The following is a 25,325-nucleotide window of genomic DNA, read 5'->3' on the forward strand; positions in this document are numbered from 1 at the left end:
TAGCCTCCATTAAAACTACCTACTAAAAAATAACTCAGTCTAAGCATAGGTAACAGACCTATTATTCTGTTATTAATCATCAATAAATGCTTGCTTATAACAATATTAAACAATGAAAAAAATATTATTAGTTTTATTAGTTTCCACACTTTTGTCGTCTTGTAATAGTACTCCCAAAAAAGATTACATATTATTTTCAGGGAAAATACTAAACACAAAATCGCGTGAATTTCGTTTAACAAAAATAGGAGAAGGTTCTGAAAATAAAAAAATTACTTTAGAAGAGGATGGTACATTTTTAGACACTATAACTTCTGGAACCGGTTTTTATTTTCTTCATAACCCAAGGCAAAGAGTAGATTTATATTTACCTAATGGAGGTGATTTTAACCTTACAATTGATGCTGAAAATTTTAGAAGTTCGGGTAAATTAACAGGTAAAGATTCAGAAGCTTCAAATTTTATGCTTACAAAAAATGAACGATATTATTCTTTAATAGGAAATACCACAGAATATTTTTTATTATCAGAAACTGATTTTAAAATTAAATCTAAAAAGGTGGAAGAAAGCTTGTCTAAATACTTAGATAGTTTTCCGAATACTACAAAAGATTTTCTTGAATTTAGACGTAAAGAATTAAAGTATAATCGCCTTTATAAATTAATTAATTACGAGAATTCTCATCGAGTATATTCAAAAAATAATAATTTTAATGTATCACCAGGTTTTTATGATGAATTAGAAGAGTTTGATTTTTTGAATGAAGAAGATTACAAGATGTCTTATCCGTATAAAAAATTAGTAAAATGGTATTATCAAAAAGAAATTGACGCATTAATAGCACAAGAAAACATTGATAAAAGTTTAGCGAAACTTAAAGTTTATAATAAGGTGCCAAATGAATTTATAAAAAATAATTTGATAAGCACTGCTGCATTTTTTGGTATAAGCGAAACTAAGGAGATCGAGGAATATTATGAATATTACTTATCAATAGCTAACTCTAAAACCGAAAAGGTTACAAAAAAGTATAATAACCTTATAAAAATAGCTAAAGGAAAACCTTCTCCTGAATTTACAGATTATATAAACCATGCAGGCGGAAAAACATCTTTAAGTGATTTAGAAGGGAAATATGTATATATAGATGTTTGGGCAACATGGTGTGCACCTTGTTTGGCTGAAGTACCATTTTTAAAAGAAATTGAAGAAGACTATAAGAATAAAAAGATTCATTTTGTTAGTCTTTCTATTGATACTGAAAAACATTTTGAGAAATGGAAAAAAATGGTCACAAATAAAAAGATGGGAGGAATTCAATTAATTGCAGATAAGAATTGGAGTAGTGAATTTGTTTCAGAATATCAAATAAATGGAATCCCTAGATTTATTTTACTAGACCCAAAAGGTAATATTGTTGATGCACATGCGCCAAGACCATCAGATTCCAAGCTAATAGATTTATTTAATGAGCTTAATTTATAGTTTTTATCTTAAGTTTTCTTTATATCTTTTCGTTGTATTTTTCTTTTAGAATAAATTATTTGAATTAATTACTGATAAACTTCGAAAAGTTATATAAAGGGTTATTTGTAAATAATAACCCTTTTTTATTTTTTAAAATTAGTCCTAAATACAATTCTTTCCTTTTCATTTTAGGTTCTTATCATTTTCTACAAAATCAATATCTTTAACACAATAAATAAAAGTATGAAACACTTAATTTTATTACTATTACTTCCATTGAGCTTTTTTGTTAACGCTCAATCTCTTGATTTAAACCAACCATTGCCAATAGATAAAAGCATTAAAAAAGGCGTATTAACAAATGGATTAACCTATTATATTAAAAGTACCAACGTTGTAAAAGGTGCAGCTAGTTATTACATTATTCAAAATGTAGGTTCTGTTTTAGAAAATGATGACCAACAAGGGTTAGCACACTTTTTAGAGCACATGGCATTTAATGGAACACAAACTTTTCCTGGTAAGAGTATGTTAAATACATTACAAAAACATGGTGCTGTATTTGGTAAAGACATAAATGCTTACACCTCATTTGATGAAACGGTTTACAACATAAATAATATTCCTACCAAAGATAGTTTGGTAGATACTTGTTTAACAATATTAAATGATTGGTCTAACTACTTATTACTAACAGACGAAGAAATAGATGCAGAGCGTGCCGTTATAAAAGAAGAATGGAGAACAAGACAAAGCGGACAAATGCGTTTATTTGAGATATCGTTACCTATAAAATTTAATCATTCTAAATATGCAGATAGATTACCTATAGGTGAAATGTCTATTGTAGAAAATTTTGATTATAAAACACTTCGCAATTTTTATCATGATTGGTACAGAACCGATCTGCAGGCTATTGCGGTTATAGGAGATGTAAATATAGAAACCATTGAGCAAAAAATTATAAAAAAATTCTCAAAAATCCCTGCTATTAAAAATCCAAGAGAACGGTTTACCGTTAATGTTCCTAATAATGATAAGATGATGTATAGTTTGGGGATGGATCCAGAAGTTTCTACGGCAAATATTAGTTACGGAATCCGTCATCAAAAACCTTTAGAAACAGGGACTATTGGCCATTTAAAACGTTCCTTACAAGAATCCATGGTAACTAGTATGTTAAATGCTAGAATTTCTGAGCAAGCCCAAAAACCAGAAGCCTCATTTTTAGGAGCTGGTATGTCTTATGGAAGCATGTCTAGAACATCAAATTTTTTAAGTATTAGACTTGCCCCCAAACCAAATCTACAAAAAGAAGCATTCTCTGAAGTTTTAACAGAAATAGAACGTGCTGTAAAGTTTGGATTTGTGCAATCTGAAATTAATAGAAAAATTATGCAGCTAAAAACTGCATATAAAAATCAGGTAGCAAAAAAAGAAAGTGTCAGTCACAAAAGAATTATAGGTTCAATAAAAAGTAATTATTTAGAAAACAGCACAATTTCAGATATAGAAAAACAATTTGTAATTGTAAAACAAATATTTAGTACAATCACTAAAGAAGATCTGCATAAGACCATTAAACGCTTATATGCCAAAAACAACAGGTTTATAAATGTTACAGGAGTTGCAGAACAATATAATTTAACAGAAGCAGACGCAATTAAAATTATCAATTTAGCAGAGAACGACAGCACAATTGAACCTTATAAAGAATCAATGCAGGGTAAAACCTTAGTATCAGACATTCGTATTAAATCAGGTAAAATAATTAAGACTTTAACTAATAACGAGTTAAAATCGACTACCTTTTTATTAAATAACAATATTAAAGTCCATTATAAGTTTGTTAACAAGGAAAAAGACAAAGTAGCCTTAAATGGATTGAGTTATGGAGGTAAATCTCTATTAAACGATATAGATTTACCTTCTGCAAATTTACTAGGTAACTTAATTCAAATGTCTGGCTTAGGAGACTTTAATACTACGGATTTAAGAAAAGTACTGGCAGGAAAAACGGCCAATGTAAGAATTCGATTAAATGAAATTAGCGAATCTATTTCAGGAGGATCTAACTCACAAGATGTAGAAACGATGCTTCAAATGGTTCATTTGTATTTTGTGAAACCTCGATTTGACCCATCTGCTTTCAAAGTTTTAAAAAGTAATTTAGATAGCTACATTACTAGTCGAACTAATAGTATTAGTGAGAAAATGAATGATAGTTTAAAAATAGTTCTTTACGGAAAAAACAATCCGAAAATTAGGCTTTTTAACCAAGAATACGTGTCTGATATTAAATTTGATAAAATTAAATCTATCTATGAATCACGGTTTCATGATGCATCAGATTTTGAATTCTTTATAGTTGGTGATGTTAAAGCAGATCAATTAAAACCCCTTTTAGAAAAATACATAGCAAGTATACCTACCTATAATACTAAAGAAGTCTTTATTGATAATGGGGCAGAGTGGGTGTCTGATAAAATTACTGAAGATGTATATTTAGCTATGGAAGACCCAAAATCAACTGTAAATATATTGTATAAAAAAGAAATACCTTACACTGTAGAAAATGCAATTTATGCAAATGTTTTGGGAGACATTCTACAATTACGAATTACAGAAACCGTAAGAGAGACTGAAGGTGGTGCTTATAGTCCTAGAGCAAATGCACATCTTATAAGAGAACCGAAATCGGAATTAAATGTATCATTTAAGTTTGATTGTAATCCTGAATTAGCAGATAAGTTAGTCGGTATTGTAAATACTGAATTACAAAAAATAGCAGATGGAAATATAAAGGAAGAAGACCTTAATAAAACAAGATCTAATTTATTAAAAGAACGAACACAATCCATCGATAAGAACGCGTATGACATGAGATTATTAACCTCTTTTTTTAGGTATGATTTAAATATAAATGATCCTAAAAACTTTGAAAATATTGTTAATAAAGTGTCTATTAAAAATATACAGGACATGGCAAGTCAAGTTCTTAATGAAGGAGAATCATATAGAGTCGTTTTTAAACCAAACAAATAAGATTAGAAATATTATTGCGTGTTTACTAGGGCAGAAGAAGGGTATTCTTTAAAGAAATTTAATGTAATTGGGGCTAGCTATAAGAATGTTGGCCTTAAAGGAATGAAAAATAGTTTATTCTCGTTTTTATCAGAAATCATTCCTGCGGCAAAACAAAGAGGCGTTTTAAAGTGTATTCATCTAGATGTATCCTCCTTTTCCTATGTATAGGTTTGCCTAGAATGGTATCTTCAGAACAAGGTATTGTTGATTTATATAAGGCTGTTCCTTCACATAATAATGGATTGATATTTTGTACAAGATTTTTTTGTGTAAGAGCAGATATTGCTTTAGCAGGAATAGTAGAGCGTTTAGGTTCTAAAATTTATTTACGTGCAACAAAAAGAGATGCAGAAGGTAATTTTCATGAAGTAGATCATTTACATGGTGATGTAGATATTTTTGCGGTAATGAAAGCGGTGGTTTTAGAGTGAAAAAAAAGTGTTGAAGTAGGAATAAAAGAGATAAGAATGCCATTTAGATCAGATCACAGACATAAAACGTTAGACGATTTAAAGAAGAAAAGAAATCCTGGTTATTCAGGTATCGAATGTTTATGAGGTTTGGCTGAATTACGTAAATAGAATTAGGAATTAGCCGATCGTCATCTTTTTATTAATCAATTTAGTATTATAAATTATTGGAACTTTTATGGATATGGCTCTGGCAGTTCTAATTTTTACAACTACTTTAGAGATGTATCCAGTACCTTTTGGAACCGTATTAGTACTGAATCTTTGTATAGGCTTATGTACGCTTCATGCGTTAACAATTCTGATTTTAGAAATTGGTATTACTAAATTTTCAGTGTCACAAGTTATAAAACCGTTGCTGCCTTTTTTATTTATTATGGTGATTGTTTTACTATTAATAATATATATTCCAGAAATATCAATGTTTTTACCAAGGTTGTTTAACTTGTGAAAAATAAATTAATTCATAATAATTAAGCTCAACCTATTTTTCTTTAGGTTGAGTTTTTTATTTAATAGTAATGTTAGTGCTTGAGTTATGCAATTAGTTCATATACCCCCCCTAAAAAATACATCTACCTTACTTTAAATTTGGACATAAATATTTTCTTTACAGTCTAGAAATAACATAAAAAATGAATGTCTCTTTTTTTTAATCAACCTAGAAAATTAATGCATGTTAGACATAAATAAAGTACCATTAAAAGAAAAAATAGGATATGCTCTTGGAGATGGTGCAGCCAATATAGCTTGGAGGGGTGTTGCCGCATTTCTATTTATATTTTATACCGATGTTTTTGGATTACATCCTGCAACAGTAGGGCTTTTAATGTTGGTATCTCGCTTTAGCGATGGTATTAGCGATATTTTAATGGGTATTATTGGCGACAGAACCAAATCTAAATACGGTAAATTTAGACCTTGGATTTTATGGACAGCAGTCCCTTTAGGTTTAAGTCTTTCGTTACTATTTTCTAGTCCAGATTTAAACCCAACAGGTAAAATTATTTATGCCTATATCACCTACATTGCATTTACCTTAATTTATACAGCAAATAACGTTCCTTACGGAGCATTAATGGCAGTAATGACGGGTAATGATAAAGAAAGAACAAGTATTGGTTCTTTTAGAATGGTTGGGGCATTTGGAGGAGGAATGTTGGTACAAGGAGCCTTACTTTTTTTGGTTGCTTACTTTGGTAATGTAAACCCAACGATTAAAGTTGATAAATTAGATACAGAAAGATTTAAAGTGGAAGTTTCTGCACCAAAAGATGTTTTAAACGCAAATATTAAAACAGAAAACGGAATTGCTTTATTTACTTGGGATACTCTTGAGTCCGAAGAAAATATCCCTACTAAAGGAAAGAGCTTTACCATAGAAGCTAATAAAAAATACACATTTATTGTAACCGGAGAAAAAGACATCAATAAAGAATCTTTTTCAATTATAGATCAAAAGAAAGGATATAGCAACTCTATTTATGTAATGTCTATTTTCTTAACCTTGTTTATGATTATTACTTTTTATTCAACAAAAGAAAGAGTATTGCCACCTAAAGACCAAGAAACAAACTTAAAACAAGATCTAAAAGATTTAATTACAAACAAACCTTGGTTAATTTTATTAGCAATTGGCCTGTTATTTAATGTGTATAATTCTATAAAACAAGGAATTGTTGTAGTTTACTTTACACATTATTTAAATGATCAATTATTGGCCGCCAGTTTTATGGTTGGCTTAATGTTAGCCTCTATTGCAGGAGCAATGATTACCGCTCCTTTAGGTAAAATATTAGGAAAACGAATGTTGTTTATTTGTGCACTATTATTTTCTGGAGGTGTAAATGCATTACTAGTTTTCTGTGGTCCAAATGATATTTCTATGATTTTTACCTTAGGTATTATCTCTGAATTTGGTGCGGCAATTCTGCCTACTTTGTTCTTTGTAATGTTAGGAGATGCAGCAGATTATTCAGAATTTAAAAACGGACGGAGAGCAACAGGATTGGTATATTCTGCAGGTTCTTTTGCAACAAAATTTGGAGGCGGAATTGCAGGTGCTATTATAGGTTTGGTTCTAGCTGCATTTCATTATAGTGGTCAAGATTCGGTGGCAATTGAAGGTGCATTGCCAGGAGTTGTTATGTTAATGAGTTGGATTCCATCCATAGTTACCATTTTAGCAGCGATTGTAATGTTCTTTTATCCGCTTACCCAGACTAAATTAGATGAAATTACATCAGAATTAAATACAAGAAGATTACTAGAAAAATAGAATATATAAAAATATTGATACTATACTTATGAATAAATTTCCGAAAGATTTTGTTTGGGGAACAGCTACATCATCATATCAGATTGAAGGAGCTAGTGATTTAGATGGAAAAGGGCCGTCTATTTGGGATGCTTTCTGTAGCATTCCTGGTAAAATAAATAATAATGAAACAGGTGATATTGCTTGCGATCATTATCATAAATTTAAAGAAGACATACAGTTAATGAAAGAGATGGGGGTTAAAGCCTATCGTTTTTCTATTGCTTGGTCTCGTATTATGCCAACAGGAAAAGGAGCTGTTAATGAAAAAGGAATTCAGTTTTATTCTGAGTTAATTGATGAACTTTTAAAAGCAGATATCGTGCCTTGGGTTACACTTTATCATTGGGATTTACCATTGGCGTTACAAATGGAAAATGACGGTTGGTTAAATAAAGATATTACCGATTACTTTAAAGAATATGCTGATATCTGTTTTGATAGATTTGGTGATCGTGTAAAAAACTGGATTACATTAAATGAACCTTGGGTAGTTTCTATTTTAGGCTACGGACAAGGTGTTTTTGCTCCTGGTAGAGTTTCTAATTCAGAACCTTATTTGGCAGGACATCATTTAATTTTATCACATGCAAAAGCTGTAAAGTTATATCGAGAAAAATATACGCATCAAAAAGGAGAAATAGGAATTTCTAATAATTGCGATTGGAGAGAACCTTTAACAGATAGTAAAGAAGATAAAGACGCTGCAGAAAGAGCTCTAGAATTTTTTATCGCTTGGTTTGCAGATCCTATTTACAAAGGAGATTATCCGAAGGTAATGAAAGAACGATTAAAAGAACGTCTTCCTTCCTTTTCTAAAGAAGAGAAAGAGTTAATTACAGGTACTTCAGACTTTTTTGGACTAAATCATTACACCACCATGTTTGCCGCAAATTCAGACGGAATTAAAAAGGAAGTTGCTGTAAATGGAAATGGAGGAATTTCTGAAGATCAGGATGTAGATTTGTCTGTAGATAAAGATTGGAAAGTAACTTTAATGGACTGGGCAGTGGTGCCTTGGGGATGTAAGAAACTTTTAAAATGGATAGATAAACGTTACAACAAACCAAATATTTACATCACAGAAAATGGTTGTGCCTATCCAGATAAATTAATAGATGGTAAAATTGATGACCAAGAAAGGTTAGATTTTTATCAAGGATACTTAATAGCTTGTCAAGAAGCAATACAAGATGGCGTAAATTTAAAAGGCTATTTTGCTTGGTCTTTTATGGATAATTTTGAATGGGCTCTGGGATATGAACAAAGGTTCGGGTTGCATTATGTAGATTTTAAAACCTTAGAAAGAATTCCTAAAAAATCTGCACATTGGTTTAAAAAAGCAATAAAAAATGATAGTGCAGAAGTATCATTATAATTAAAAGAGAATATGAAAAATATATTAAAATTTACAATCATTATTATTGGAATCTTTTTTGGTTGCAACAAACCAATAGATAAAATAGAAGAAACAACAGCAACAAGAATAACAACAGCAAAACCTATAAGTCCATATTTCTTTGGTCAGAATTTGTGGTTAACAAATAGGGCAGAAGGTAGACCAGGTTACATTCAAGAATCTCTTTGGGGAAAAGTAAAAGAAAGTGGGCCAAAAATCATTAGAATTGGCGGTAATGGTTATGATGTTAAAATGCCACCTATGGAGACTTTAGAAACTTGGGTAAAATCTATTAAAAAAATTGGTGCAGAACCGTTATTTCAAGTTTCTAAATTAGAATCTGCAGAAAGAGCTGCCGAATTAGTAAAACATTTTAGTAAAGATAGTTTAAAAGTTAAATATTGGTCTATTGGAAATGAACCTTACGGAATGTCTAAATGGTCTATAGATTCAATTTCTAACATGATAAAAACGTATGCAACGGCTATGAAAGTTGTAGACCCAACAATTAAGATTTTTGTTCCAGATGCAGCCTCATATTATAATGATTTATACGAAGCATTACTGTTAAGTGATGAAAAAAGTGTTGCTGGACGTGATGAAAATGGAAATTGGTATATAGATGGTGTAAATTTTCACTCGTACCCTAATGGAAAGGAATATACGAGAAAAGATGTTATTTTTAATTCTGTAGACAAAATTCGTGGTCAAATTTTAAGTTTAAAAGAAGATATAGATGCCTCTAATTTAAAATATAATAGAACAGGAGATGCTGCATTAACTTGGGGACTTACAGAATTTAATATTACGTATTCTAACCCAGATGACTTAAGTATAGAAGGTATTTCTGTACCTTCATTTATAAACGGTCAGTTTTGGGTAGATGTATTTTCTTTATCAATGGAATATGAAGCTTTTTGTGTAACCCCTTGGTGTATTCAAGAAAGTGATGTTGCAAAAACCTATTTTGGTTATATTGGTAGTCCACCAAACTTTACACCTCATTCTACGTATTACCACATGCAAATGATGTCAGAAAACATAACAGGAAACTATGTTAAAATGACTAGTAATAAAGGATACTTTAAGATTTTAGGTTCTGAAAATGAAGCTCAAAATAGTTTCTTATTAATGAATCAAAGTGAAAAAGACTCTTACAATTTTGATTTGAACTCTTTAAACAAAAACACAAAAGATGATTTGATTTTAACATCAGAAAACGAATTAAAAGCTAATTTTAAAGGAACAATTGCCCCAAACAGTACAATGGTGCTTGTTTTTAATAAAAGTGGAGTTCTTAAAAAACAAATTCTTTACACCATTGAAATGGCAAAAAATAATAAAGCTCCAGAGGTAATCGTATTTTAAAAAAGAATACATACTAAAAGGAAACTTTTAACTTCTTTGAACAACTCTTAATTGTAAGAAATGTTCGAAGAAGTTAATTTTATTAATACCAAATGCTCAATTTAATGAGTACTTTAAATAACAAGAAACATTACCTTTAATAAAAAATAAAATATATTATTTGTTAAGTTTCTAAGGTTAGCTTATTTTACATAAGTTTATTTTTTTTAAGCTATTAGAGTAATAACATCCTCATGAAAAACATATATTTCTATTTTCTGCTATTTATTATTTCGTTTTCTTCTAATGCTCAAAAATTAGATTTAAAGTTTAATACAGTAGAATACAACGACAACTTTCCTCAAAGTAATATTTCTGTAATTACTCAAAGTAAAAGAGGGTTTATTTGGATGGGAACAGATAATGGTTTATTGCGTTATGACGGTTATAATTTTATACGATATTATACCAAAAATAGAGAAGATGGTACTATTAGCGATAACAAGATAAATACTATTTACGAGGATGTAAATGAAAATTTATGGGTTGGAACAAATCATGGAGTTAACCTTTATAATAGAAATACAAATGATTTTAAAATTATTGATATTCTAAAAACAAAAGGAGGTAGAAACTATATTTCTTCGTTTGTAGAAGATGATCAAAACAATTTGTGGGTTGGTACTTTTGGAGGCGTAAGAAAAATTGATAAGGAAAATCATTTATTAAAAGATGTTTTTAAAACAACAAATCCTAGTTTAAGTAATAGCAAGGTCTATTCTTTATTTTACGATAAAGAACATGGTGTTTTAGTTGGCACAAATGCTGGTTTAAAAAGTTTTAATCCTGAAACAGGTTTCCCAATAGAATTACCTTTATCAATAAAAGAGAACAAGTTATTTCATCAAAATAGAATTTTAAAAATAGTAAAGGACCACCAAGGAGATTTGTGGTTTGCAACGGAACGTGCAGGGGTATATATGTTCTCGAAACGTAGTAATAAATTTATAGCTATTAAACATTTAGAAAGTGATAAAAATACAATTTCATCTAATAATGTAAAAGATATTTTATCTATTGATACTAATACTATTTGGTTTGCTACAGATAACGGTTTAAATGTTTTTAAAAAAGATACACAAGAATTTTTTAGCTATCAACACAATCAAATAATAGCATCAACAATTAGTGATAATAATATAACTAGTTTATTAAAAGATAGAGAAAACAGTGTTTGGTTAGGAACAAAGATTGGTAGTATTAATTTTTACAATGAATGTAATTCTAATTTTGTTAATATAAATGAAAGTATAGAAGGAGAGTTTGGTTTAAACAATAGTATTGTTAATGCATTAGCCAGTGATGTTGACGGCTCATTATGGGCAGGAACAAATGGAGGTGGTTTAAATCATTTAAACTTTAAAACTAGCGTTAGAAAATCTTATTTTATAAATTCCTTTAATGGAAATGGTGCAAACGTTATAAATTCTGTTGAAAATAAAAATGAGAATACTCTTTTATGTGGAACATTAATAGGCTTATTCGAATTTAATAAAAAGAAAAAAACATTTCGTAAAATAACCATAAATGATAAGGATGTTCAAGTAACTTCTCTTGCTGTAGATAACGAAACTATTTGGGTTGGTACAGACGGAAATGGATTAATTGAAGTTTCTAAAAACGGTGATATTAAAAATTATATTAAAGATACTTCTAAGAACTCTATTAGTGATAACTTTATTATAGACATAAATAAAGTTGAAGAAGGTTTATGGATTTCTACACAGTTTGGACTAGATTTTTATAATAAAAACACGTCAACATTTACAACTTATTTTAAAAGTGAAAAAGCATATTCACTACCTAACAATACATTAACGACTGTTTTTACAGATTCTAAAAATAGACTTTGGATTGGCTTAGGATATGGAGGTTTAACTTATTTTGATAAAAATAATAATAAGTTTTATCTAATAGATGAAGGTCTTGGGTTAACCGATGATACTATAAAAAGTATTGCAGAAGATAATGATGGTAATTTATGGGTAAGTTCTAATAATTTACTGTTTAAAATAAAATTTAATGAATTTAGTATTCCTTTTATAAAATCAAATCTAGAAATTCTAAGTTATGGTACTAAAAACGGAATTACTGTTAAAAGTTATTCCATTAATTGTTCTGAGAATATAGAAAATAAAATTGCTTTTGGAGGTGGTAAAGGTTTCGTGTTATTTGATCCAAACACCATTAAAAAAACAAAAAAAGAAAGTGAAATAGTTCTTACAAAATTAATGGTTAATAATGAAGAAGTGAAATTCTCTATAGATAACCCAATTTTAAAAAAAGATATTTCTGAAGCATCGGAAATAACGGTAAACCATAATCAAAAATTTATAGGACTTCAATTTAGTTCTTTAAATTTTATTCATACCGAAAAAAATAATTACGCCTATAAATTAGAGAGCACCTTTGATAAAGGTGATTGGCAGAATATTGGTACGCAAAATAACATAAACTTGGCCGCTTTAGAAGCCGGAACCTATGTTTTAAAGTTAAAATCATTACATCAAGAAGGTCTAGAAAACCCAACATTAGTAAAATCATTAAAAATTAAAATACTTCCACCATGGTGGCAAACTAATTTAGCTTATTTTCTATACCTACTACTTTTATTGTCTATTATCTTTTTAATTATGAATTTTATTAGAAGTAAAATGTACATTAAACAGGCGCTTGTATTAAAACAAACAGAAAGTATAAGACAGAAAGAGCTTTATAATATGAAGTTAGACTTTTTTACGAATATATCTCATGAAATAAGAACACCTTTAACACTTATTAAAGGACCTGTAGAAGAGCTTTTAGAATTAAATAAGGAGGATGAAAAAAACTATAAAAAACTTTTAAATATCAAGAAAAATTCAGAAAGATTATTAAACCTGATTAATGAGCTTTTAGATTTTAGAAAAATTGAAAGTAAGCAAGCTAAACTCTTTTGCGAAGAAAAAGATATTGTACAATTTTGTTTCGATATTTTTGAATCTTTTAAGGGACTTGCAGTTAAAAAGAATATTGATTACAAATTTGTAATGAACTCTAAAGCAATCCCTCTTTTATTTGATACATATCAAATGGAAAAAGTTATCTACAACTTGTTAGGTAATGCTTTTAAATTTACTAAGAAAAATGGGAAAATAGTACTTTCTATTGAAGAAGTAGCAGAGGATAATAATTGGGTAGAAATAAAAATAAAGGATAATGGAATTGGTATTCCAAAAGGTAGTAAAACCAACGTTTTTAAAAGCTTTTTTCAATTAAATGAAAGAGGATATAAAAATGTAGGTAGTGGTATTGGTTTGGCATTATCTAAAACAATTGTAGAGCTACATTTAGGAAAATTAACGATCGAAAATGAAGATAGTTCTTGGACTAATACTGTCTTTAAAATCTCATTACAGAAAGGTAAAGAACATTTAAAAACACCTTATGCAATAGAAAACAAGATAACAATTGATGATCCAGTTTCTATTATACCAACTATAGAAACACCTATTTCTCAAATTATACAAAACAACAATGGTAGTCATGAACAAGAAAATTTTGAAAATGATACTAGCAAAAAAACGCTCTTAATAATTGATGACGAAAGAGACATTAGACAATTTATAACAGATATTCTACAAGAAGAATATCATATTATCGATTTTTCTAAAGCACAAGATGCTCTTGATTATATGGTAAAAGAAATTCCAGATTTAATTATTTGTGATGTAATGATGCCAGAAATGGATGGTTTTGAGTTTTGTAAGCATATTAAAACTAGTGAAGGAACCAATCATATTCCAATCATTTTATTAACGGCAAAAGCTTCTACACAAAGTAGAATTGAAGGATTAACTATTGGGGCAGATGCATATATAAGCAAACCTTTTAGTATTAAAGTTTTAAAATTAAATATTATTAACTTATTGTCTTCCAAAGAAATATTAAGACAAAAGTTTAGTGGAAGTTTTATTATAGACTCTAAACTAGATAAAATAGACGACCCAGATGAGTTGTTTATTAAGAAGTTAATGAAATTGATTGAACAAAATATAGAAAACCCAGAGTTTGATGTTAATGGGTTGGTTTCTGAAATAGGAATGAGTAGAACGGTTTTGTATAAAAAAGTAAAAGCACTTACCAATCATTCTGTTGCCAGTTTAATTAAGTATTTAAGGTTAAAAAAAGCTTCAGAAATATTAATTAAAACAAATTGTAACGTTTCTGAAGTTACTTATTTAGTTGGTTTTAATGATCGTAAACATTTTAGCAAAGAATTTAAAAAAGTATTTGAGGTTTCTCCTTCCGAATACAGAAAAAAGATGCTAGAAAAATAAAATTAGTAGTCTAAAAACTTTTTATTGTTTTAAAAAATAGTAGAATTTATCTTCCTATAACACCTTTAAACTAAAAGAAAACACATTCATACCCCACAAAATGAATGTATTTAACCCTATCTAACTTTCATTTATTTGAATCTTTGCTACAGCCTATTTTCAATTCCGATGGTTAAATTAAAAATCAACTAAATTCTAAGAAAGATTTAAATATGGAAGAATACAAACAAACAAATATGATTAATCGAGCTAAAAAACTTTTTAAAGTAAGCTTAATTATTTTTATGTGTAGCTTTTATAATACTATAAATGCACAACAGAAAACAATTACCGGAGTAATAACGGATGATACCAATATGCCAATACCTGGTGTTAGCATAATTATTAAAGGTACCACAACGGGTACGCAATCAGACTTTGATGGTAATTTTACTATTAAGGCGGCAAAAGGAGATACTTTACAATTTTCATATATAGGTATGAAAACAGTATCTAAGTTAATTGAAGATTCATTTGAACTTAGCATAATTATGAAATTTGATGCGGTGTCTTTAGATGAAATAGTTGTTGTTGGATACGGTACACAGAAAAAGAGTGATCTTATTAGTTCTGTGGCATCTGTTAAAACAGAAGAGATGATGAAAGTTGCTACATCTGATGTAGGAGAAATGTTAAGGGGTAAAGCTGCTGGTGTACAGGTTACACTTGGAGATGGAGGTCCTGGTAGTTCTTCAGAGATTCTTATTAGAGGGCAGAACTCTATTAGTGGAGGAAACAGTCCTATAGTGATTGCAGATGGTGTACCTATAGAAAATATTAATGATATTAACCCAAATGATATTGCTTCTATGGAAATCTTAAAGGATGCTGCAGCACAAGCAATTTATGGAGCTAGAGCTTCTAATGGAGTTGTATTAATTACTACAAAAAGAGGTAAGGAAGGTAAGATGTCTGTTTCTTACAATGGTTCATCAGGAATACAAACCATAAACAGAAATTTTGATATTTATAGTGGAGAGGAATTTGCTCAACTGAAAAGAGAAGCTAGTAGAAATTCTAATTTAGGAGTTTTTTTACCAGATGATCAAATTTTTTCTGATTTAGAATTATCAAGTATAAATTCAGGTAATTATATAGATTGGGAAAAAGAGATAATAGGTGTTGGTAGTACACAAAACCACAATTTAAGTATTGCCTCTGGTACAGATAAAATGAGTGTGTATACCAGTTTAAATTATTTTAATCAAACAGGTGTTATTAAAAACTCTGATTATAATAGAGTAACTGCAAGATTAAATGTTGATCAAAAATTAAATGATTGGTTAAAAATTGGATTAAACACTTCTTTTCAATATGCTAATTCAAATAGACCAAATGTTGGTAACATAATTCTTTCATCAATTACAACATCACCTTTAGGTAAAGTTTATAATGATGATGGATCTTTAAGAATAGAACCAAGTGGATTTGAAGAAAACAAAAATCCTTTAATCAATTTAAAAGAAACAAATACAGACGATAGTAATAGTAATAATATTATAAATATTTTTATGGACGTAACTCCATTTAAAGGTTTTAAATATAGATTAAATGCAAGTAGAAGAGCTTGGAACCAAAAAGCTTTATCGTATAACTCTACAAATTCTATAACAGGTATTTCTAGTGGTGGTTTAGCAAACGGTAGTGTTAGTTACAATGATATTGTAGAATTACAGTTAGAAAACATTTTTACTTATACCACTGATTTTAATACAGACTCTAAACACAATTTAAATTTAACAGGTGTTCATAGTATTAGCCAAAAGGAATCTAATAGGTTTTATAATTTTGCCAATAATATACCTAATGATATTTTAGGTATTAATGGTTTAGAAGCAGCAGAAACAAACACACCAACCACAACTGGTTATATTAGAGGCTTACTTTCTTTTGTTGCAAGAGTACAATATGATTATAATTCAAAATATTATTTAACCGTTTCTGGTAGATCAGATGGTTCAACCGTTTTTGGTGCAAATAATAAGTGGTCATTTTTTCCAGCAGCTGCTTTAGGATGGAATATTCATAAAGAATCTTTCATGGAAAAAGTTGATGCGGTTAATAATTTAAAATTAAGATTTAGTTACGGTAGTGTTGGTAATGAAGGTATAGATCCTTACGGAAGTATTGCTACAGCTGGTTTAAGAGAATACATAATAGATGGTATTAAAGTATCTGGTTATGTTGGTGATAATGAAATTTCTAATCCAGATTTAAAATGGGAAACATCAACAACATTTAATGCTGCAATAGATTTTGGTTTATGGAGTAATAGAGTAACATCTACAGTTGAGTATTATAATACAAGAACAAAAGATTTATTATTTCCTATTCGTTTAAATGCTGCAACAGGCTATTCTAGTCAATTGGTAAATCTTGGTGAAGTAGAAAACCAAGGAGTAGAAGTGTCTTTTAATACAGCAGTTCTTAGAGATACCGATTTTAAATTAGATATAGGATTAATTTTCTCTAAAAACAATAATAAAATACTTAGTCTTTCTGGTATAGATAGTGACGGTGATGGTGTAGAAGATGATGATGTTGCTAACCAATTATTTATTGGTAGTCCAACAAAAGTTGCTCATAGGTATAAACCTATAGGTATTTTTCAAGAAGGGGAAGATATTATTAGTTCGGCTCAACCAAATGCAAAACCTGGAGATGTAAAGTTATTAGATAAAAATAATGACGGTATTATAAATGCAGACGATCGTGTAATAACAGATTTAACACCAGATTGGTTTGGAACTTTAAATTTAGGAGCAGAATATAAAGGAATTGACTTTTCTGCAAATATCACTACTGTTCAGGGAATTACTAAAGATAACTCTTTCTTATATGGTTATCTAGAAGGAGGTTCTCTAAGAGGTATTAAAAATGGAATTAAACAAGATTATTGGACACCAGAAAATCCAGGAGGTAGCTTTCCTAGACCAAATGAATCTGATGACCCTACACAATTAATATCTAAAGGGTTACAAGACGCTTCTTATGTTCGTTTACAAAATGTATCAGTAGGATATTCAATACCTCAAAAAACTTTAACGTCATTAAGTCTTAATAAATTAAGGTTTTATGTTACAGGTAGTAATTTGTTAACCATTACAGATTTTCAATCTTATAGTCCAGAAAAATCTCCAAATGAGTACCCAGAGGCAGTTTCTGTTGTAGTTGGTTTACAAGTAGGATTTTAAAATTAAATAAGAATTATAAATAAATAAGAAGATGAAAAATATAAATATATTATTTGTTTTAGCTTTTCTAATCTCGACATTAAATATTTCGTGTGAAAAGTTTTTAGAAGAAGAGGTTTTTGATGAAGTATTTGTAGATTATATCTACACTTCAGAAGAAGGTTTAGATGTTGGAGTAAACGCATTATACAATTTAATGAGATCTTACAATGCACCTGGTGGTTTTGATGATCGTTTGATATCTAATATCTTCTTTTTAGCAGGTACAGATCTTGGTTTAACGAGAACATTTCACAGGCCTTATGGTCCAAATCATACACCTAGTAATTTTGCTGCTAATAAATGGGTAAATGGGTATTTAATTATTGATAGAACAAACGCCATCATTAATACTGCAGAAGGTATTGATATGGATGTTACTAAAAGAAATCATTTATTAGCACAAGCTAAAGTTATAAGAGCAGAAGTTTATTTTGATCTATTAAGAATGTATGATAATATTCTTCTAGATACGATTGCAACCACACCAGAAAACTTAAATGACGTTATCGTTTACGAACCGGCGAATCCAACAGATGTGTATAAATTAATTAATGATGATTTAAAATTTGCTGTAGAAAACTTATCGTATAATGAGTCTTATGGAAGATATAATAAAGCTACTGCAAGACACATAAAAGGTAAAGTAGCTATGTGGGAAAGTAATTGGGAAGAAGCTGTAATTCAGTTTGATGCAATTATTAATGATAGTGGTCATGCTTTAGTAGATCTAAATACTGTTTTTGGTCAAAACTTAAAACACAGCGAAACCTTATTTGCTTACACTAGAGATGAATTGTTTGGTGGTAATAATATAGATAATGCAAATGATGTTTTAGCAGGTGGAGATGGATCTTGGTTTGGTAGTGTTTTTACACATCGTTTATATGAACAGGGGTCTGGAGATTTTATAGCACAAATAGAAAATGGGGGACAAGCACTTGGTTGGTCATTTCCTAATGATTATTTAGAAAATCTTTATGATAAAGCAAATGACAAACGTTATAGTACGTATTACTACCCAGAAACTTATGTAGCAAACAACCCAGATTCTCCTAGGTTTGGGCAAGTAATTCCTGTTACAGATTATGATGATAATTATAGAAGATATCACTTTAGTTTAAAAAAGTTTTATGATGCAGAAAAAGCAGCATTAAAAAATGAAAGTTGGAAAGATCACATGTATTACCGTTTTGCAGAAACACTTTTGTTAGGTGCAGAAGCACAATGGAGAGCTGGTAATGAGTCTAAAGCGCTAGAATACATCAATAAAATTAGAGAAAGAGCTTATGGTAATACAACCAATAACTTCACTTCTTTTACATTAGATACGTACTTAGAAGAATCTGCAAGGGAATTGGCTTTCGAAAAAAATCGTTGGTTTTTATTAAAGAGATTAGGTTTATTAGTAGAGAGACAAAATTTGCATTATCGTTATGGATCTAACTCAAGTAATGTAGCTCCAGAACCTATGCAACCTCACATGGTTAGACTTCCTATTCCTCAATCTCAAATAGATGCAATGGGAACTTTTCCACAAAACCCTGGGTATTAAAAATAAGATTTATAAACAGAAAAATATTAAAATATGTTACAAATAATTAAGAGAAAAGAGCTATTAAGTATCATTACTTTCTGCACCATTTTTATAAATGTTTTTGCACAAAAGACGATTCAAAACAATAGCAGTAGAGAAAAATTAAGTTTAAATGGTGAATGGAATTATATTATAGATCCTTATCAAATGGGATATCTAGATTATAGGTTAGAACCGTTTGATATGTCTAAAACAGGAAAAGGAGGCTTTTATGAAAACATTACAAATCCTGGTAAAAGTGAAAAAGTAGAATATGATTTTGATTCTGCTCCAACATTAACAGTCCCTGGAGATTGGAATTCTCAAAAAGAAAAATTAGAATTTTATGAAGGAACACTTTGGTACAAAAGAGATTTTGTTATCAATCCAGAAAAAGACAAACGTTATTTTATTCATTTTGGAGCTGTAAATTATGAATCTAATATTTACTTAAACGGTAAAAAAATAGGATCTCACAAAGGTGGTTTTACTCCTTTTCAGTTTGAAGTAACAAACAAACTAAATACTGGTGACAATTTTATTGTTTTAATGGTAGACAATACTCGTAAGGTAGATGAAATACCTACAATTAATACAGACTGGTGGAATTATGGAGGAATAACTAGAGATGTATCAATATTAGAAACACCACAAAATTTTATAAGTGATTATAAAGTTCAATTGGCTAAAGATGAAAACAAAATAATAGAAGGATATATTCAAGTTGATAATTCAAAAAATAAGGAAACAGTATCTCTAGAAATTCCTGAATTAAAGATAAAGAAAGAATATAAAGTTGATGAAAATGGGTTTGTAAAGTTTTCTATTCCTACAAAAAAAATAAGTTATTGGAGTCCAGAAAACCCAAAATTATATGAAGTTTCTATTTCATCTGATCAAGAAAAAATAACAGATAAAATAGGATTTAGAACCATTAAAACGGTTGGAAAAGACATTTTTTTAAATGGTAACTCTATTTTCTTAAAAGGAATTTCTTTACATGATGAAAACCCGCTTATAAAAGGGAGATTAAGATCTGAAGCAGATATGAGAATGTTGTTAACTTGGGCTAAAGAGTTAGGTTGTAACTATGTTCGTTTGGCACATTACACACATGATGAAAAAATGCTTCGTTTAGCAGATGAAATGGGATTAATGGTTTGGGCAGAAGTACCTGTTTATTGGACTATTTCTTGGACAAATGCAGAAACTTATAAAAACGCAGCAAATCAGTTAGAAGTTGGTATAGAGCGAGACAAAAATAGAGCGAGTGTTATTATATGGTCTATTGGTAATGAAACTCCGGTTACAGAACCTAGAAATGTGTTTATGGGTAATTTGGTAGACAAAGTTAGAAGTATCGATAATACTAGGTTAGTAGCTGCAGCTTTAGAAGTAGAAAGAGAAGGTTATACTGTTGTTGTTGATGATCCTTTAGGAGACAAAATAGATTTGGCTAGTTTTAATGAATACGGTGGTTGGTACTGGGGTAAACCAGAAGAATTAGATAAATATGAGTTTCATATTAAGTTTGATAAACCTGTAGTAATTTCTGAATTTGGAGCAGGTGCTTTAGCAGGTTATCATGGAGATAAAGATACTATGTGGAGTGAAGAACACCAAGAGGCTATTTATATCAACCAAATAAAAATGTTAGAAAAAATTGATGGTTTTAGAGGAATGACTCCTTGGATTTTAGTTGATTTTAGATCACCAAGACGTCAAAACCCAGTATATCAAGATTTCTGGAATCGTAAAGGATTAATTTCTAATAATGGTGTAAAGAAAAAAGCATTTTATGTTCTTAAGGCATATTACGAATCAAAAAAATAAGTGAAATAAATTAAACATTATGAAAGAAATTTTTAAGATTATAGGAGTATTTATGCTTCTTTTAATTACTTCTTGCACAACCGAAGATAAAGTTGTTTTTGTACAAGGGGCTGAGCCATCAGGAACAACTGTAGAAACAACAATTAGCTTAAAAGAAAAAGCTGAATTTAATGTTGGAGCAGCAGTAAAGTCTAGTCTTTTAAAAACAGATGCTCAATATGCAGATGCTTTTAAAGCTAATTTTAACCAATTGACGGCAGAATTTGAAATGAAAATGGACCAATTATGGCTATCTGAAAACAACTATAATTGGGAAGCAGCAGATTATTTGGTGAATTTTGCAGAAGACAATAACATGGAGGTTCATGGACATGCTTTGGTTTGGTATAGAGCATTTCCAGATTGGTTTAAAAATCAGAGTAATGATTCTATCGCTTTTGAATCAAAAGTAAAAACCTATATATCAGATGTTGTTGGCAGATATAAAGGAAAAATAAAAAGTTGGGACGTTGTTAATGAGGTTTTTGCAGATAATGGAGGCGCTCGTAATGAAGATATAATTGCACCACTTTTTAATGATCCAACAGCATTTTATGGACGATGTTTTCAATATGCAAAAGACGCAGATCCTGACACGAAGTTATTTTATAATGATTATAGTGTTGTAATTGATGAAGGAAAAAGAGAATCAATTAAAAACATGGCTTCTAGGTTTAAAACAGAAGGATTTCCTATTGATGGTATTGGTGCTCAATTTCATTATGGTACAGATACTGGTTTAACTAAAATTAATGATGGTTTTACAGACTTAGCTTCTACAGATTTATTGATTCATATTTCTGAATTAGATATTAAAATAAATGTAAATAAATCTAATGATTTCTCTTTATATAGTGGGAATGCTCAGCAACAATCTGTTATTTATGAAGCTATTGTAGCAATGTATGAAACATTACCAGAAAGTCAAAAGTTTGGAATTTCCACTTGGGGAGTTTCAGACAATTACTCATGGTTAAAAACAGAATGGCATCCAAAAGAATTTCCGTTGTTATTTGATGCCGATCTAAATAAAAAATTAGCATATCAAGGATTTCTAAATGGATTGAATTAATCACATATGTAATTTACATTTTTATAACAAAAGGCAGTCATAAACTATTTATTACTGCCTTTTTTGTTGTGGAATATTTTATTTAAAAGCCTTTCTAAGTCCCTAAAATGAATTTCTTAGTAAAATATTACGTTCTTGTTATACTTATTTTAATGAAGTTGAATACATTAATATTTAGTTTTATTAATGTGTATTAAAGGGGAGAGTGTAAGTTTAATATTATTCTGCTTTAGACTTCAATGTGCTTTAATAGAAAAAGACTAAGTATTCATAAATCTACAAAGGCATGAGTTCGTATTAATTTATTAAATTAAGTAGTAAATCATTTTATCATTCATATGAAAGTAATAGCTTAAATCTATATTAATTTACCTCCATAATTCTATTTAATAGTATACTTTCAGAGATTTCTTACCTTAATAATTTCTTTTTATTTACAACTTCACTTACAATATGTATAAGCTTTTAAAACCATTATCTAGAGCTTTACGCTTGTTCAATTTTGATGTATAAGTATTTTTAAAACAAAAAATAGCCACCATATTTAAATGGTAGCTATTTTCTATATTAAATAAAATGTAACGGTAACTATTTCTTTTTAAGATAAAATGACTTTTTTAAACCAGATGCTGCATTAGGTCCAATCCAAATATTAAAATCACCTTCTTCTGCAGCACGAATTATTTTATGGTTTGTAAATTCTAATTGCTCAGATGATATTTTAAAAGTTAATTCTTTTGTTTCTCCAGCCTTTAAGCTGACATGCTGAAATCCTTTTAATTCTCTTATAGGTCGTGTAATACTACCAACAATATCTTGTAGGTATAACTGTACAATTTCTTTCCCTGCACGTTTTCCTGTATTTTTTATTGAAACTTTCATTACTAAATCTTCATTAAAACCAATAGTATCTTTTGATATTTGAAGGTTGTCATAAGTAAAATCTGTGTATCCTAAACCAAAACCAAATGGAAAATGTGGAGTGTAGCCAACATCTAAATAATGAGATTTGTTACCTAAAGAGCTTTGCCACGCGCCTACAGGAATATCATCCATAGCAGTGTAGTTCTCTTTACTCGCAGGTCTTCCTGTGTTTTTATGGTTGTAAAAATACGGTAATTGTCCTGCTGCTTTTGGCCAAGATACAGGTAATCTTCCTTCAGGTTCTCTTATTCCGAAAATAATTTCTTGCAATGCCTCACCACCCATTGTACCAGGATGCCAAGACATTAAAACAGTATCAACATCATCAATAATATTTGTAATAGTAATGGGTCTTCCCGCCATAATTACCAAAACAATTGGCTTTCCGGTTTTTGCTAATTCTTTTATTAAATCTTCTTGAGCTCCAGGTAAATCTATATTTGCTCTACTGTGTGCTTCACCAGATAAAATAGCCTCTTCTCCAGCAACAAATACAATAACATCAGCACCTTTTACATCATTAATAACTTTTTTAAATTGCTTTTTAGATTTGTCTCTACTATGGGTTAATGCAGGTATATATTTAAAATTAATATCTGCTGTTTTAAATGCATCAAGTGGTGTTATAGTATGTTCTTTCTCTCCATCAAAAATCCAAGTTCCCAATTGGTCTAATGGAGCATCTGCCAAAGGCCCTATTAAAGCTACTTTTGTACTAGTTGATAAAGGCAATATGTTTTTATTTTTAAGTAATACTGCACTTTTTATAGCCGCTTCTTTAGCTTCAGCTAAATGTTCTTTTGCATAAAAATTTGTATCCCTATTTTTATCTCGATAAGGAGTTTTAAATAAGCCTAATCTCAATTTTATTCTTAAAATATTTTTTACAAATTCATCTAATTCATGCTCTGTAATTTTTCCTTCTTTAATTAATTCCTTTAAATGATGCTCATATGCTTTACTGGTCATTTCCATATCCATACCAGCATTGGCAGCTAATTCTGCTGCTTGTTTTTCATCTTTAGCAAAACCGTGTGTAATCATTTCTACCACAGAATCCCAATCACTTACTACAAAGCCATCAAATTTTAACTCATCTCTTAAAACATCTTTTAAAAGGTATTCATTTCCCGTAGCCGGAATCCCATTTATTTCATTAAAAGCAGTCATAACTGTTGCTGCACCAGCATCTAAAGCAGCTTTGAAAGGCGGTAAATACACATTTCTCAGTATTGGTTCAGAAATTATGGTCGTATTATAATCTCTTCCACCAATAGCTGCACCATAACCAATATAATGTTTAGCACATGCTGCAATACTTGTTGGGTCATTTAGAGAGTCTCCTTGAAAACCTTGCACATATGCTTTTCCTAAAACGGATGCTAAATATGGATCTTCTCCTGGAGATTCGGCAATTCTACCCCAACGACTATCTCTAGCAATGTCTAACATTGGTGCAAAAGTCCAACGTATTCCTACAGAACTAGATTCTATTGCAGCAACTCGAGACGATGCTTTTGCCGTTGCAGTATCCCAAGATGCTGCCAAACCTAACGGAATAGGAAATATGGTTTTAAAACCGTGAATAATATCTCGCCCAAAAATTAAAGGTATTTTATTAGGACTTTCTTCCACAGCTATTCTTTGAAGTTCGTCTACAAACTCAACATTCATTACATTTAGTAGTGCACCAACATTTCCTTGCCTTACATCTTCTTTTAGTTCTTCAGATAGTGTTTTTGCTCTACTTGAAGTACCTCTTAAGTTGGTCTGTCCTATTTTAGTATCAATAGACATTGTGGTTAATAAACTATCTATAAATTGTTCTGTTGTATTATCTTCAGTTTTAGAAACTTTAGTTTCAGAGCAACCTATAAAGACAAGCACTATAAATGCTAAATAATATTTCATATAATTATTTATTAAAAATTTAATATAAAGAATATTCAAATTTATTCAATTTGGCAAAAAAAGAATGTTTCAAAAAATTTTCTTTAGGGGGGTAAATGTCCAACTTAATAATTTTAACAATTTCTAATTTTATTAATAAGTTAAAAACATATTATTTAATTTGTCTTCCGATATAAAGAACATATTTCCCTTAAAAACTTGAGGTTTAGTGCAGAAGTGTACATTTTTTAC

Annotated in this window: 13 protein-coding genes; 12 read left to right on the plus strand and 1 reads right to left on the minus strand. The window is 29.6% G+C overall.

All coding sequences use genetic code 11. The features are described from left to right. The first annotated feature begins 112 nt into the window (after positions 1–112). The 12 genes from WHD08_RS00975 (at position 113) to WHD08_RS01030 (ending at position 22,259) form a co-directional block, all read left to right on the plus strand. Complete coding sequence (locus WHD08_RS00975; protein ID WP_208889580.1) at positions 113–1,486, plus strand: TlpA family protein disulfide reductase; 1,374 nt, start codon at positions 113–115, stop codon at positions 1,484–1,486. A 225-nt stretch (positions 1,487–1,711) separates the two neighbouring features. Next, positions 1,712–4,513 (plus strand): M16 family metallopeptidase, encoded by a 2,802-nt coding sequence (locus tag WHD08_RS00980; protein WP_208889579.1) that lies wholly within the window; start codon positions 1,712–1,714, stop codon positions 4,511–4,513. Between the two features lie 18 nt (positions 4,514–4,531). Next, complete coding sequence (locus WHD08_RS00985; protein ID WP_208891262.1) at positions 4,532–4,723, plus strand: mannonate dehydratase; 192 nt, start codon at positions 4,532–4,534, stop codon at positions 4,721–4,723. Positions 4,724–4,734: 11 nt separating this feature from the next. After that, positions 4,735–4,986, plus strand: coding sequence for a mannonate dehydratase (locus WHD08_RS00990; protein WP_208891261.1), 252 nt, complete (start codon positions 4,735–4,737; stop codon positions 4,984–4,986). A gap of 715 nt (positions 4,987–5,701) precedes the next feature. Continuing rightward, on the plus strand, positions 5,702–7,303 hold the full coding sequence (locus tag WHD08_RS00995; protein WP_208889578.1) for an MFS transporter: 1,602 nt from the start codon (positions 5,702–5,704) through the stop codon (positions 7,301–7,303). A 28-nt stretch (positions 7,304–7,331) separates the two neighbouring features. Next, on the plus strand, positions 7,332–8,720 hold the full coding sequence (locus WHD08_RS01000) for a GH1 family beta-glucosidase (RefSeq protein WP_208889577.1): 1,389 nt from the start codon (positions 7,332–7,334) through the stop codon (positions 8,718–8,720). Positions 8,721–8,732: 12 nt separating this feature from the next. Beyond that, positions 8,733–10,109 carry a hypothetical protein gene (locus tag WHD08_RS01005; RefSeq protein WP_208889576.1) on the plus strand — a complete coding sequence of 459 codons (1,377 nt, stop codon included), beginning with the start codon at positions 8,733–8,735 and terminating at the stop codon, positions 10,107–10,109. 233 nt (positions 10,110–10,342) lie between these two features. Then, a complete protein-coding gene (locus WHD08_RS01010; protein ID WP_208889575.1) occupies positions 10,343–14,467 on the plus strand; it encodes a two-component regulator propeller domain-containing protein in 4,125 nt (1,374 codons plus the stop codon). A gap of 212 nt (positions 14,468–14,679) precedes the next feature. Then, positions 14,680–17,700 (plus strand): SusC/RagA family TonB-linked outer membrane protein, encoded by a 3,021-nt coding sequence (locus tag WHD08_RS01015; RefSeq protein WP_165732697.1) that lies wholly within the window; start codon positions 14,680–14,682, stop codon positions 17,698–17,700. A gap of 31 nt (positions 17,701–17,731) precedes the next feature. After that, positions 17,732–19,294 carry a RagB/SusD family nutrient uptake outer membrane protein gene (locus WHD08_RS01020; RefSeq protein ID WP_208889574.1) on the plus strand — a complete coding sequence of 521 codons (1,563 nt, stop codon included), beginning with the start codon at positions 17,732–17,734 and terminating at the stop codon, positions 19,292–19,294. A 33-nt stretch (positions 19,295–19,327) separates the two neighbouring features. Further along, a complete protein-coding gene (locus tag WHD08_RS01025; protein WP_208889573.1) occupies positions 19,328–21,148 on the plus strand; it encodes a glycoside hydrolase family 2 protein in 1,821 nt (606 codons plus the stop codon). 19 nt (positions 21,149–21,167) lie between these two features. Continuing rightward, positions 21,168–22,259 carry an endo-1,4-beta-xylanase gene (locus tag WHD08_RS01030; protein WP_208889572.1) on the plus strand — a complete coding sequence of 364 codons (1,092 nt, stop codon included), beginning with the start codon at positions 21,168–21,170 and terminating at the stop codon, positions 22,257–22,259. A 588-nt stretch (positions 22,260–22,847) separates the two neighbouring features. Here the strand turns inward: WHD08_RS01030 and WHD08_RS01035 are convergent. Then, positions 22,848–25,094 (minus strand): glycoside hydrolase family 3 N-terminal domain-containing protein, encoded by a 2,247-nt coding sequence (locus tag WHD08_RS01035; protein WP_208889571.1) that lies wholly within the window; start codon positions 25,092–25,094, stop codon positions 22,848–22,850. Between the last annotated feature and the right edge of the window lie 231 nt (positions 25,095–25,325).

Origin of the sequence: Polaribacter sejongensis (assembly GCF_038024065.1) — a bacterium.
Taxonomy (GTDB): domain Bacteria; phylum Bacteroidota; class Bacteroidia; order Flavobacteriales; family Flavobacteriaceae; genus Polaribacter; species Polaribacter sejongensis.